The sequence below is a fragment of the Exiguobacterium sp. s168 genome (genome assembly GCF_018619035.1).
GTDB lineage: Bacteria > Bacillota > Bacilli > Exiguobacteriales > Exiguobacteriaceae > Exiguobacterium_A > Exiguobacterium_A acetylicum.
Genome location: NZ_JACSNE010000003.1, coordinates 105,680 through 118,628, shown reverse-complemented (window position 1 = coordinate 118,628; position 12,949 = coordinate 105,680). Strand labels below are relative to the sequence as shown.

Annotated in this window: 11 protein-coding genes; 1 reads left to right on the top strand and 10 read right to left on the bottom strand. The window is 50.4% G+C overall.

The genetic code is table 11. From position 1 onward, the window contains the following. Positions 1–8: 8 nt before the first annotated feature. The 5 genes from kapB to hprK are packed head-to-tail and all read right to left on the bottom strand — an operon-like array spanning position 9 to position 3,314. Entirely contained in the window at positions 9–389 is a 381-nt protein-coding gene (gene kapB, locus KNQ15_RS03285) for a sporulation phosphorelay system protein KapB (protein WP_023469227.1), read from the bottom strand. Between the two features lie 30 nt (positions 390–419). Then, positions 420–902, bottom strand: a complete 483-nt coding sequence (locus tag KNQ15_RS03280) for an acyltransferase (RefSeq protein WP_029342485.1) — start codon at positions 900–902, stop codon at positions 420–422. Continuing rightward, entirely contained in the window at positions 886–1,542 is a 657-nt protein-coding gene (gene ppaX / locus KNQ15_RS03275) for a pyrophosphatase PpaX (RefSeq protein WP_029342486.1), read from the bottom strand. The genes KNQ15_RS03280 and ppaX overlap by 17 nt, the downstream gene beginning before the upstream one ends. Before the next feature lie 3 nt (positions 1,543–1,545). After that, complete coding sequence (lgt, locus tag KNQ15_RS03270; RefSeq protein ID WP_029342487.1) at positions 1,546–2,379, bottom strand: prolipoprotein diacylglyceryl transferase; 834 nt, start codon at positions 2,377–2,379, stop codon at positions 1,546–1,548. Then, positions 2,379–3,314: an HPr(Ser) kinase/phosphatase gene (gene hprK / locus KNQ15_RS03265; protein ID WP_023469231.1), complete on the bottom strand. Its 936-nt coding sequence runs from the start codon at positions 3,312–3,314 to the stop codon at positions 2,379–2,381. Before hprK ends, lgt begins: the two co-directional genes overlap by 1 nt. 126 nt (positions 3,315–3,440) lie before the next feature. Between hprK and KNQ15_RS03260 the strand changes: the two genes are divergently transcribed. Next, the gene (locus tag KNQ15_RS03260) at positions 3,441–3,824 is read left to right on the top strand and encodes a hypothetical protein (protein WP_023469232.1); all 384 of its coding nucleotides are present in this window, start codon (positions 3,441–3,443) and stop codon (positions 3,822–3,824) included. 264 nt (positions 3,825–4,088) lie between these two features. Here KNQ15_RS03260 and KNQ15_RS03255 read toward each other — a convergent pair whose 3' ends face one another. The 5 genes from KNQ15_RS03255 to KNQ15_RS03235 form a co-directional block, all read right to left on the bottom strand. Next, positions 4,089–5,198 carry a DUF4097 family beta strand repeat-containing protein gene (locus KNQ15_RS03255; RefSeq protein WP_029342488.1) on the bottom strand — a complete coding sequence of 370 codons (1,110 nt, stop codon included), beginning with the start codon at positions 5,196–5,198 and terminating at the stop codon, positions 4,089–4,091. Positions 5,199–5,298: 100 nt separating this feature from the next. After that, positions 5,299–8,154, bottom strand: a complete 2,856-nt coding sequence (gene uvrA / locus KNQ15_RS03250) for an excinuclease ABC subunit UvrA (protein WP_029342489.1) — start codon at positions 8,152–8,154, stop codon at positions 5,299–5,301. A 1-nt stretch (position 8,155) separates the two neighbouring features. Beyond that, positions 8,156–10,123: an excinuclease ABC subunit UvrB gene (uvrB, locus tag KNQ15_RS03245; protein WP_214727782.1), complete on the bottom strand. Its 1,968-nt coding sequence runs from the start codon at positions 10,121–10,123 to the stop codon at positions 8,156–8,158. A gap of 206 nt (positions 10,124–10,329) precedes the next feature. Beyond that, on the bottom strand, positions 10,330–11,493 hold the full coding sequence (locus KNQ15_RS03240) for a PDZ domain-containing protein (RefSeq protein ID WP_214727780.1): 1,164 nt from the start codon (positions 11,491–11,493) through the stop codon (positions 10,330–10,332). 22 nt (positions 11,494–11,515) lie between these two features. Continuing rightward, the gene (locus tag KNQ15_RS03235; RefSeq protein WP_214727778.1) at positions 11,516–12,940 is read right to left on the bottom strand and encodes a S41 family peptidase; all 1,425 of its coding nucleotides are present in this window, start codon (positions 12,938–12,940) and stop codon (positions 11,516–11,518) included. Between the last annotated feature and the right edge of the window lie 9 nt (positions 12,941–12,949).

Here is a 12,949-nt window from a genome sequence, read left to right as displayed (position 1 = left end):
GCCGGAGTTCATCCCCAGCGTTTTGCATAAATCGATTCCAGTTCTTTGTAATTCTCTAAGCATTTTCGTACAAAAGCATCCGTCTCTGGATTCAGTCCTTCAAGACGTGCCACGTCCTTGTCATATGCTTGCCGTAAGCTCGTCGCATAATCCGGAATCTCTCCGTCATATGCATAAACGACTGCGGGCGAAACCGTGATCTTTTCGTGCTTATGCAAGGCGGTCCGGATATGGAAGAGCGGGACATCGACTTGGTTCGGCTGATGAAGATCCCCTTGAACAGGATGCTTCTCGACAGCCAACACCTCAACGACGAGACCTTGTGGACGTTCGGCGAATAATCTTCCGAAATACTTTCCTGTCTTATACGTAAAGCGGATGTGCGTCATCTTTTTTCCTTCTTCCTTCTCACAGTTTTGTCACATTTCATGCCGGCGAAGCGGCTGACTCGAGACCCGTTCGTTCGGTGCAATGTCCCGGTGAACGACAGATCCGGCACCAACGACGGCACCATCTCCGATCGTTACGCCGGGTAGAATCGTCACGTTCGCACCAATCAAGACGTTGCTTCCGATGACGACGTCACCTAAACGGTACTCCGTCGTCAAATATTCATGACAGAGAATCGTCGTATTGAAGCCGATGATCGTATTGTCACCAATCGTGATCCTCTCTGGGAACATCGTGTCCGGCATCACCATCAAGGCAAGCGCCGTCTTCTCGCCGATCTTCATCCGGAGGCATGTCCGGTAGAGCGCGTTCTTGAAACGAAGCGACGGAGCGAACCGACCGATCGTGATGATCGTAAAGCACCACATCACTTTAAAGAACGACACGGTCTGGTACATGTGCCAGAGCGGATTCGTCGTACCGACCTGAAACCGATCAGTTCGCCGTGCCATTTTGTTCCTCCAGCCAAGTAGCAAGATGATCCATCGAATCAATGATGACATCCGGTTCGAGGGCTTCTAAATACGCACGACCTTTGATTGCCCAACCGACCGCGACCGTCTTCAGTCCCGCGTTCTTACCACCGAGAATGTCCGTATCGTTGTCACCGACCATGATCGTTTCGTCTGCCGTTGCTCCAAGCAACTGCATCGCTTTTTCGAATGGCTCAACGGCTGGTTTTTCTTCCGTTACGTCGTCGGCTGCAATGACAGCATCAAAGAGTGATGTCAATCCGAACAACTCGATACCGCGAAGAGCGACACGACGACTTTTCGACGTCACGACCGCCATCTTGTATCCTGCTTCATGCAGACGACGTAATCCGTCAAGCACACCTGGATACTCGAGCACGAGCGCGTCATGCATCGCGATGTTGTAGCTGCGGTAAAAAGCGACCATCTCTTTCCACTGTTCTGCATTCATCGCCGAGAACGATTTTTCTAGCGTCGGACCGATGAACGGAAGCAGTTCCGCTTCCGTGAACGTCCGGTCCGGATAATAGTAACTGAGCGTATGCTCGAAGCTTTTTAAGATCAATGGATTCGTGTCGATCAACGTTCCATCTAAATCAAACAGTAGCGTGCGAATCATCGATTACTTCGCCTCCTTTTTCGAACCGTCCAAGTAACGAACGGCGTTGCGGCGAACGACCATCATGATCACACCGAAGATGATCAAACAGATTGAGACGATTTGCGCCGTCCGGAGTCCATCTCCCATCAACAGACTGTCCGTCCGGAGACCTTCGATATAGTAGCGTCCGATTGAATACCACACGAGATAACCAAGGAAGATATACCCACGACGTGGATTGAACTTCATCCGCCAGACGATCAACAGAATGACACCGATGATGTTCCAGATGCTTTCATAGAGGAACGTCGGTAAATAGTATGTTCCATCAATGTACATCTGGTTAACGATCCAGTTCGGCAAGTGGAGCGTATCTTGTAAGTACGACCATGTCGTTTCGCCACCGTGTGCTTCTTGGTTGAAGAAGTTGCCCCAGCGTCCGACCGCTTGACCGAACAAGAGCGATGGTGCCAAGATATCGGCGATTTGCCAGAACGAGATCTTTTTCTTACGCGTATAGATGATGACCGTCAAAATCGCACCGATGATCGCACCGTGGATCGCGATCCCACCTTGGCGGATGTTGATGATTTGGTCAAGATGTTGACTATAGTAGTTCCACTCAAACGCGACGTAGTAAATCCGGGCACAGATGATACTGATCGGAATCGACCAGATGACGACATCAACCGCATACTCTTCGTTGAAGCCGATTCGCTTCGATTCGAAAATTGCAATCAACAGTCCAACGACCGCACCGAGTGCGATGACGATCCCGTACCAGTAAATCGGTACAGGACCGAGTTCGATCGCCACACGGTCAAACGTTGGTTGTACAGAGGCTAAAGTTCCCATCAAAGACCACCATTCCCATCTTCAATTGCTTGCGCGAGACGTCCCGCGAATTCTTCTGCTGTGTTGATGCCCATGTTCTTCAGACGATAGTTCATTGCTGCGACTTCGATGATGACAGCAAGGTTTCGTCCGGGACGAACCGGAATTGTCAGGAACGGAATTTCCGTATCGATGATTTGGAGTGTCTCTTGGTCCAGGCCGACGCGGTCATAGACTTTCGATTGATCCCAAATCTCGAGGTTACAGACGAGGCTGATCTTCTTGTGCGAGCGAACCGCGCCTGCACCGAACAACGTCATCACATCGATGATCCCGATTCCACGAATCTCAAGCAGATGCTGAATCAACTTCGGTGCTGTCCCAACGAGAATCCCGTCACCAGTTTGACGAATCTCAACTGAGTCGTCCGCCACTAGGCGGTGACCTCGTTTAACGAGTTCGAGTGCCGTTTCCGATTTACCGACACCACTTGCCCCTTTGATGAAGACACCGACACCATAGATATCGACGAGGACACCATGCATCGCTGTCGTTGGTGCGAGTTCCGCTTCGAGGAAGTTCGTGATCTGTGACTCGACCGATGTCGTATGCCCTTTTGTCGTCAACAGTGGCACGTTCGTCTCGTCTGCAGCTTGGATGATCGCTTCCGGTACGTCAAATCCACGTGTGATCAAGATACCAGGTGTTTCATCCGTACAGAGGACATTCGCTCGTTCGCGTTGTTCCTCGTACGTTAAATTATTGAAGAACGTCAATTCTGTTTTTCCGAGAATCTGGAGACGTTCTGCCGGGTAATAGGCATAATAACCGGCAAGCACAAGGCCAGGTCGGCACAAATCAGCCGTCAGAATCGGACGATGTAAGCCCTCTTCTCCCGTGACGATGTGGAGATTGAATTGTTTTACGATTTCAGCTGTTCGCACTTTTGGTTGCACGCTTCGTCAGCCCCTTTCACTTGAAGTATTGTACCATATTTTTATTGGATTCATGGAATTGGATTAGAAGCATGATTTCTTGGGAATGGAATAAAGAGTTAATATTTTGAAGGAGGTTTTGCCGTGATGTCAGGCGGTGGTATCGGATTAATTTTAGTCATTATCTTATTTGCGGTTCTAGCGATTGCTGGTTTCGTCTATCTCATCATCTCACTGATTGATATGTGGAAAGCGTATTCGCGTAATCAAGATCAAACTGCCCTCTTATTCTTCATCATCTCGATTATCGGGATCTTCATCAGTGGTTCATTCATTTCCTACGTCCTCGCGATCATCTTCTATTGGAATCGCGCACGTGGAAAGAGTTGGCTCGGAATCGGTCTGATTCTCGTTTCGATCGTTCTTGCAATCATCGGTGTCATTGCCTTACTCTCGTTCGGTTACGATATGAATAATATCGAGAACATGAACTTCGACGAGCCGATGATGGATCAGGACTACGATTATTGATGTAAGCTACACCCATCTTCTTATGAGGATGGGTGTTTGTTTATCTAAAGGAAAACATAGCGATATATCCTTTTCTTCTACTTGCTTTCCTCAGGCGAGACACGAGCCGCGGCTGCATCGTTCGAACGAACGAGTAGCCGGGTCTCGTTTGTCTCTGACAGCGCGGATCACCGCGCTTTTTCCTGCAGGAGTCGCGTAAAAAGCAGGATACAAAAAAAGCAGCTACCTGATTCGATTAAGAATCAAGTAGCTGTTATCTATTTCTTATAACGCTTGTGGACTGAGGTGAACACCATGCGTGACCGAAATCGTACCTGTCTTCGTATCCGCTTCAACCTCGATTTTTGGTGAGCGACCGCGACCTGATACGAAATGGAGCTTCCGGTTGACAATCTCTTTTTGATCCCGGATTAATTCCATGTCATCGAGGTTGCAGTTGAGACCACCAAAGTTTGTCTCAAGCTCCCCGTAGACTTCAGCGCCGTGCGGCAACATCAGGGCGATGCTTCCAGCAAGCGACGACGCTTTGACCTTCGCATTTTGCGCTGTCTTCAGCTCGCAGCGGACGTTTCCGTTCGCTGTTTTCAGTTCTGAACGTTCGAAGACACCTGCCGTGATGATTTGTCCATTAGCTGTCTTCGCCTTCAAGACCTTCAACTCCGACTCTTCGATTTCAATCGAACCGTTCGCAGTCGATACTTTGACATCCTCACTGAACAAATCACGGACGTTGACCCGACCGTTCGCTGTCATCAGTTGAGCAGATGTCGTATCGAGTGACGTCAACGAAATTTCCCCATTCAGTGTCTGTAAGACGAATGATTCGTAATGACGGCGCGGAACTTTCAGATGGACTGTCGCCCGGACACTCTTATCCTTCAAACGGATCGAGAGTGTGTTCGCCGAGACTGCGTGTTGAACAGCGGCCTGAAGTTGCTCAAGCGCCTGTTCTTCCGTCACTTGTTGGCGGCGGAGCGGACGTCCTGTCACCGTCAATTCGCATTCTTCGAGATCACTCGGTTCGACGACCAAGTTTGCATTGAACAGATCGACGTGAACCGTCTCTCCGCTGAATGGGAATTGTTTGACGTAGGTGACGTTCGGACCGGACGCCTGATTAAGCGAAAGATCACTGTCCTTGATCCGGCTGACGAGATTATCGAACGCTGACATGACTTTCGTCGTCAGTGAATCGACGGAATACTGGTCGACCCGATCATATTGTTCTGGTTCATCGACGTACTTATGTTCACTGGCAGAAGTTGCACGTTCGTCGATCGCTTCGAGCCGCTCGAGTTTATCGAGTGCCTCATCAATCGTTAACTTTCCTTCTTTGACTTGCTCCAATATCAATTGACGCATATCTTGCTTCATGAACCGTTCCCTCCTATTCTTGAACCTCAAACGTGTGTTACATGATACTTTCGTTTAAGTTCCCTTAGTTCCTTCCTACGAATCCTCATCCACAAAAGTTTCACGATTCAATTCGTGCCGCATCGCGTTCAAGGACAGGTGCGAGGTATCGTCCCGTGTAGGATGCTTCGACTTCAGCAATCTGTTCCGGTGTACCGGCAGCAACAATCGTTCCGCCACCGTCGCCACCCTCTGGTCCTAAATCAATCAAGTAGTCGGCCGTCTTGATGACATCCAAGTTGTGTTCGATGACGAGCACTGTATCACCATTGTCGACGAGACGTTGCAAGACTTTCAAGAGACGCGCAATGTCGTGGACGTGGAGTCCTGTCGTCGGCTCATCGAGGATGTAGATCGTCTTCCCAGTCGAGCGTTTATGCAACTCGGACGCCAGTTTAACACGTTGCGCTTCCCCGCCGGACAGTTCCGTCGCGGGTTGACCGAGACGCATGTATGTCAGACCGACGTCAGCGATCGTCTGCAATTTACGCGTGATCTTCGGAATGTTCTCGAAGAAGGCGAGGGCATCTTCAACCGTCATCTCAAGCACGTCGGCAATCGTCTTGCCTTTATATTTCACTTCGAGTGTTTCGCGGTTATAACGTTTCCCATGACAGACTTCACACGGTACATAGACGTCCGGTAAGAAGTGCATCTCAATCTTGATGATCCCGTCGCCACGACAAGCTTCACAGCGTCCACCCTTGATGTTGAAACTGAAGCGTCCTTTTTTATAACCACGCAGTTTCGCTTCGTTCGTCGAAGCAAAGACGTCACGGATGTCATCGAAGACACCGGTATACGTTGCTGGGTTCGAACGTGGTGTCCGACCGATCGGCGACTGGTCGATGTCGATGACCTTATCGATTTGATCCAGACCGGTAATCCCTTTATGGGCACCCGGTTTTTCTTTCGCCCGGTTCATCTCGTGCGCAATCGTCTTATAGAGAATTTCATTGATCAACGTCGATTTCCCGGAGCCCGAGACACCGGTGACGGCGACGAACAGACCCAGCGGAATATCGACATCGACGTTCTTCAGGTTGTTTTCCGATGCTTTGTGGATATGGAGCATCCGACCGTCCGGCTCTTTGCGTGTTGATGGAACAGGAATGAACTTCTTCCCGGACAAGTATTGACCAGTCAACGAGTTCGCATCCTGCATCAACTCTTCCGGTTTCCCGGCTGCCGTGACGAATCCACCGTGATCGCCGGCACCAGGTCCGATATCGATCAAGTAGTCGGCTGCCATCATCGTGTCTTCATCGTGTTCGACGACGATCAACGTGTTGCCGAGATCACGCATCGCCTTCAGCGTATTGATCAGACGATCATTATCACGTTGGTGTAAACCGATCGATGGTTCATCGAGAACGTAGAGGACGCCCGTCAGACGCGAACCAATTTGTGTCGCAAGACGAATCCGTTGCGCTTCCCCACCGGACAACGTACCGGCTGCGCGTGAGATCGTCAGGTAATCGAGACCGACGTTCTCGAGGAACGACGCCCGTTCGTGAATCTCACGGACGATCATCCGCGAAATCGTCTGATCCTTCTCACTCAACTTCTCCGGTAGTTCGTCGAAGAACATGACCGCTTGTTTAACAGACATCTTCGTCACTTCACCGATATGATGATCGGATACTTTGACGGCAAGTGATTCCCGTTTCAAGCGGTGTCCTTGACACGTCGGACAAGCTTTCTTCGCCATGTAGCCTTCCATCTGTTCCCGGATATAATCAGACGACGTCTCCTTGAAGCGACGTTGTAAGTTATTGAGGACCCCTTCGAAGTAGAGGTTCGTATTTCGGACCATCCCGAAGTCGTTCTCATAACGGAAGTGAATCTCTTCCTTCGTGTTTCCGTTCAAGATCGTTTCACGGTGTTCTTCTGACAATTGTTCGAACGGTGTATCCATATCGATCTTGAAGTGGTCGCAGACCGCTTTGAGTAATTGTGGATAATACTGCGAGCTCGTCGGTTCCCACGCCACGATTGCCCCTTCGTTCAACGACTTATCGGGATGCGGCACGACGAGATCAACATCGACCTCAAGCTTCGTTCCGAGACCATCACATGACGTACAAGCACCAAACGGTGAGTTGAACGAGAACATCCGTGGTTCGAGTTCGCCGATTGAGAAGCCACAAATTGGACAAGCATGATGTTCACTGAACAACAGTTCGTTGCCGTCCATCGTATCGACGATGACCCGACCATCCGCGAGGCGAAGGGCAGTCTCAAGTGAGTCCGCAAGACGGGCTTCGACGTCTGGTCGCACGACGACACGGTCGACGACGACTTCGATCGAGTGTTTCTTGTTTTTCTCAAGCGTGATCTCTTCGGCGAGATCCATCGTCTCTCCGTTGACACGGACGCGGACGAAACCTTCTTTCTTCAAATCGTCGAGTACCTTGACGTGCGTTCCTTTTCGTCCGGAAACGATTGGCGCGAGGATTTGCAGACGGGTCCGCTCCGGTAACTCCATCACTTGGTCGACCATCTGACTGATCGTCTGGCTCGAAATCTCGATTCCGTGATTTGGACAAATCGGTTTACCAATTCGTGCATACAACAGACGCAAATAATCATAGATCTCTGTGACCGTTCCAACCGTCGACCGTGGGTTTTTACTCGTCGTTTTCTGGTCGATTGAAATTGCTGGACTCAGTCCTTCAATCGTATCGACATCCGGTTTATCCATCTGTCCGAGGAACTGACGGGCATAGGCAGATAAACTTTCGACATAACGCCGTTGTCCTTCAGCGTAAATCGTGTCGAAGGCAAGCGACGATTTCCCTGACCCGGACAAACCCGTCAAGACGACGAGCTGATCGCGGGGGATTTCGACATCGATGTTTTGTAGATTATTGACGCGAGCGCCTTTGATGATAATCTGATTCTTCTTTTCTCCCAACTTAGGCACCTGCTTTCAATTCTAATATGAGGTCGCGGAGCTCAGCAGCTCGTTCGAACTGCATGTCCTTCGCCGCTTGACGCATCTCTTGGTCGAGCTGCTCAAGCAACGTTTCGCGCTCCGGTTTTTTGAGTTTGTTGAACTTCTCGAGTTTTTCGACGGTGTCGTCGCTCTCGATCGTCGTACTGATGACACCACGAACATCTTTTTTGATCGTCTGCGGCGTGATGCCATGTTCTTCATTGAACGCCATCTGGATCGCGCGACGGCGTTCCGTCTCATCGATCGCGCGTTGCATCGAATCGGTAACTTTATCGGCAAACAAGATGACGTGTCCTTCCGAGTTCCGAGCCGCCCGACCAATCGTTTGAATCAGCGAACGATCCGACCGCAAGAACCCTTCCTTATCGGCATCAAGAATCGTCACGAGTGAGACTTCCGGAATATCGAGTCCTTCTCGTAATAAGTTGATCCCGACGAGGACATCGTATTTCCCGAGTCGTAAGTCACGGATGATTTCAATTCTTTCCAGCGTCTTGATCTCCGAGTGCATGTAGTTGACCTTGACACCATTCTCTTTCAAGTAATCGGTCAAGTCTTCTGCCATCTTCTTCGTCAGTGTCGTCACGAGAACACGTTCGTTCTTCGCGACCCGGTCACGGATGTTATCCATCAAGTAATCGATTTGTCCCGTGATTGGATGAATCTCGATCGTCGGATCGACGAGGCCGGTCGGACGAATGATTTGCTCGACCATCTCTTTTGAATGTTCGAGTTCATATGGTCCTGGTGTCGCTGAGATATAGATTGCCTGACTGACTTTTTCCTCGAACTCCTCGAACCGTAACGGACGGTTGTCTTTTGCCGATGGAAGACGGAAGCCGTGATCGACGAGGACTTGTTTCCGTGCCTGGTCTCCGTTATACATCCCGCGAATTTGCGGCAGTGTGACGTGCGACTCATCGGCAACGAGCAAGAAGTCCTTCGGGAAGTAATCGAGCAACGTATACGGCGTTGCCCCTTCTGGCATCAAGTTCAAATGACGCGAGTAGTTCTCGATTCCGGAGCAATAGCCCATCTCACGCATCATCTCGAGATCGTAGTTCGTCCGTTGTTCGAGCCGTTGCGCTTCGAGCAACTGATTGTCTTCGCGTAGCTTCGCAAGCTGGACCTCTAGTTCCTTCTCGATGTTCGCGATCGCTTTCTGCAGACGGGTATCCCCCGTCACGAAGTGGGACGCCGGGAAGATCGAGATGTGCTCGCGGTCCGCGACGATCTCACCTGTCAGCGGATCCATGTCACGAATCCGTTCAATCTCGTCACCGAAGAACTCGACTCGGACACACTGTTCGTCGCGTGACGCCGGGAAGATTTCAACGACGTCTCCGCGGACACGGAAGCGTCCACGCTGGAAGTCGATGTCGTTACGCTCATACTGAATGTCGATTAAACGATGGAGCATCTCGTTACGCCCCATCTCATTGCCGACACGCAGTGACAAGACGTGGTTGTTGTACTCTTCCGGGTTACCGAGACCATAGATACACGAGACAGACGCAACGATCAAGACGTCCTCCCGTTCGAACAGGGCGGACGTCGCCGAGTGACGTAGTTTATCAATCTCATCGTTGATCGAAGAGTCCTTCTCAATGAACGTATCCGTCGATGGGACATACGCTTCCGGCTGATAATAATCATAAAAACTAACGAAGTATTCGACCGCATTGTTCGGGAAGAATTCCTTGAACTCCGAGTAGAGTTGTCCCGCTAGTGTTTTGTTGTGGGCAAGGACGAGCGTCGGTTTCTTGATTTCCTTGATGACGTTCGAGACCGTGAACGTCTTCCCGGTACCAGTCGCCCCAAGCAACGTCTGATGTCGTTCGCCTTGTTTTAGCCCAGTCACCAATTTTTCGATTGCCGTCGGCTGATCACCGCCTGGCTCAAATGGTGAAACGAGTTCAAATTCCATCGTTTGCTTCCCCCTCATCACGTAAAAAATCTATTTTTATTGTACCACTTTACGAACAAACATTCGATTATGAAGTGCTCCTTTTAGGAAGTTACCCTTTTTTTCGAAAATGCAAAAGTTTCTTTTTTGCTTCGAGTGTTGATCCTCGATTTTTCTGCCGACAAAAAAATCCCCGTCACGGCTGTTCCGTGACAGGGATGTACTCGTTAATGCAAGGACCGCACTTTAGTGCGACCATGGACCGGCTCATTGACGAACAGGATGCCGAGCTCATGATGATCTTGTTCATAGAAGGCACGTTGCGCAAACCGGATGTCTCCGTTATGGTTCATGACTTCAAGACGCAGATACGGTTTGTGTTTTTGGATGGCTTCGTAGAACGATGTTTCCGAATCGACCTTTTCACCATTGACCTTATAAATCGCTTCGCCCGGAATCAAGCCCATCTCGGCAGCTGGTTTATCAGGTAGCGTTCCGAGAATGACGGCACCACGCGTTCCATTGAGGAACAATGGTGTCTGTGCCCGGTTCAATCGCTTGACCCGCTGATGCAACACAATGTGCAGGACGAGCAACAAAACGATCCCGTACAGCCATTCAGCTTGTCCGGTGACGTATGCAAGAACCGTCAATAGAATTGCAACGAGGCTCGTAATTAAACGTCCTTGAACGAGTGGACGCATCAATTCTTTCGGTAACTTACCCGTAAAGAGGAAGCTGAAGCCGATCGGTAACCAGAGAACGATCGGAACGAGTTCTGGGAAACTGTAACGTGGCCACCAGGCTTCAAGCACGTCGCCCGGAACAAAGACGAGCAAAGGCAATAGCCAAAGTTTATTCGCTGACAGCCCACCGATGAAGCGACCACGCTTCGAGACGACGAGTGACGGTGACAGGCGTCGTTGCCCGCGCCACCAGACGAGTAGACATTCCGCGACGAGCGTTAACGTCGCAAGCAATAAAATCATTTTCGGCTCAACCGCTCGAACCGGATCAAGACGCGAATCCATTAGGAACCAGCCAGCAAGTCCAAGCAAGACGATCGGCCAAAGCGGTACGTTCAAGCGAACGATGCCAATCAACAACAACACGCTCGAAAGCGCTAGTAACAACAAAGCGTATTGTGGTGTCACCGTCAATCCAAGCCAGCCACTGACGACGGATAAGACGAGACCAATTAGTAACCCGGGTAAAAGTGTTTCGAGGACATCGCTTCGTTTACCGTGTGTCCGGGAGCGGAACAATCCGCGTTCCCGTTTGACACGCCGGATGCCGATGACCCAACTGACAAGGAGTGCTAACCACAAGGTCGGACTGGCGATGAGACTAATCGCGGTCCAACCAATTTCATCGAGTAATTCCACGCGCATTCAGACCTCTTTCCATTCCTTATTATTGAGCAGCGACCTCGAGTGCTTTTTTCCGCTGGACGTCATTTTTGTCGTCCTCGAGTTTCTTCAGGAGACGCGTCTCCATCTCACCCGCTGTCTGCTGATCGATTTTTCCAGTGACGTCGAGTTTCGCATCCTTTTGTAAGGCTTCGACGGCTTGTTTCATCGTGTCACCGAAATACCCATCCTGTCCTTTTGGCTCGTAACCGATCGCTTCGAGGACTAAGTGAGCGTTTTCGACCGATTTACCGTAATCGCCGACTTCAAGCGACTTTTTGTCAGTCAGGATCTTCGTGACGTTGAAGTACGCTGGTTGCTTGACTTCAATCGTTGGCTTGACCCCTTTTTTATGGATCCAGTTACCGTCCGGCGTCAGCCATTTGTTTGTTGTCAACTTCAAATCACTACCGTCCTTTAAATCATACGCACTTTGGACGATGCCTTTACCGAACGATTTTGTACCGACGACCTCAGCCCCGGCACCTTCCTTCAGACCGGCTGCCAGAATCTCGGATGCTGACGCTGATCCGCCGTCTTCGAGCACGACGATGTTATAAGGTTTCTTCTCGTCTGCCTTCCCGAATTCCTGCTGCCGCTCGCCTTTATTGTTCTCAACTTGATAAATCGGAACGTCTTTCGGAATGAACGGTGCAATCATGCTTGAGACAGCCGTCAAAAGACCGCCCGGATTTCCGCGAACGTCGATGACGAGCCCATCGATATTCTGACTCTCGAGTTTCGCGAGCCCCTTCTCGAACTCTTCTGCCGTCGGTTCTGAGAACTGCGTCACTTGCAAGACACCAATCTTCTTCCCGTTGACGTCCTCAGTCGACGTATAGACCGTTTCGATCGGAATCGTATCCCGTTTGATCGTGATGTCCATCGCGTCTTGTCCACTGCGCTGAATCGTCAGGACGACGTTCGTTCCTTTTTCACCACGGATTTTCTTGACCGCTTGATCCGTCTTTTGCCCTTTCGTCGACTTGCCGTCGATTTCTAAGATGACGTCACCCGGTTTGATCCCGGCTTTTTCAGCAGGTGATCCCTTAATCGGTGAGACGATGACGATCGACTCGCCCTTTTGTTCAAGCGTCGCACCGATCCCTTCGAACGAAGACGATAGATTCGTATTGAACGATGCCGTCTCCGACTCATCCATATAGACGGAATACGGATCGTCAAGCACTTCCGCCATGCCGGACAACGCACCGTCCAGCAGTTCTTTATCCGTTACGTCCTCTAGATAGTTCTGTTCGATCATTTGACGGACCTGATCGACTTTTTTCCAATCACCCGTCGCATTCGCCGACGACGATGACGTCGAGACAGAATCCGTTCCGCCAGCCGCTAGCATCCCGACGGCGCCTGCCCCTAAACCAAGCCCGAAGGTACTGACCGCGATGACTGCTGTTGTAGATTTTTTCACGCTTGATTC

Coding starts and splice junctions, on each gene's coding strand:
- KNQ15_RS03260 (WP_023469232.1), top strand. CDS start 3,441: ATGTCAGGCGGTGGTATCGGATTAATTTTAGTCATTATCTTATTTGCG.
- ppaX (WP_029342486.1), bottom strand. CDS start 1,542: ATGATTCGCACGCTACTGTTTGATTTAGATGGAACGTTGATCGACACG.
- lgt (WP_029342487.1), bottom strand. CDS start 2,379: ATGGGAACTTTAGCCTCTGTACAACCAACGTTTGACCGTGTGGCGATC.
- kapB (WP_023469227.1), bottom strand. CDS start 389: ATGACGCACATCCGCTTTACGTATAAGACAGGAAAGTATTTCGGAAGA.
- KNQ15_RS03255 (WP_029342488.1), bottom strand. CDS start 5,198: ATGAAGCAAGATATGCGTCAATTGATATTGGAGCAAGTCAAAGAAGGA.
- KNQ15_RS03280 (WP_029342485.1), bottom strand. CDS start 902: ATGGCACGGCGAACTGATCGGTTTCAGGTCGGTACGACGAATCCGCTC.
- uvrB (WP_214727782.1), bottom strand. CDS start 10,123: ATGGAATTTGAACTCGTTTCACCATTTGAGCCAGGCGGTGATCAGCCG.
- KNQ15_RS03240 (WP_214727780.1), bottom strand. CDS start 11,493: ATGCGCGTGGAATTACTCGATGAAATTGGTTGGACCGCGATTAGTCTC.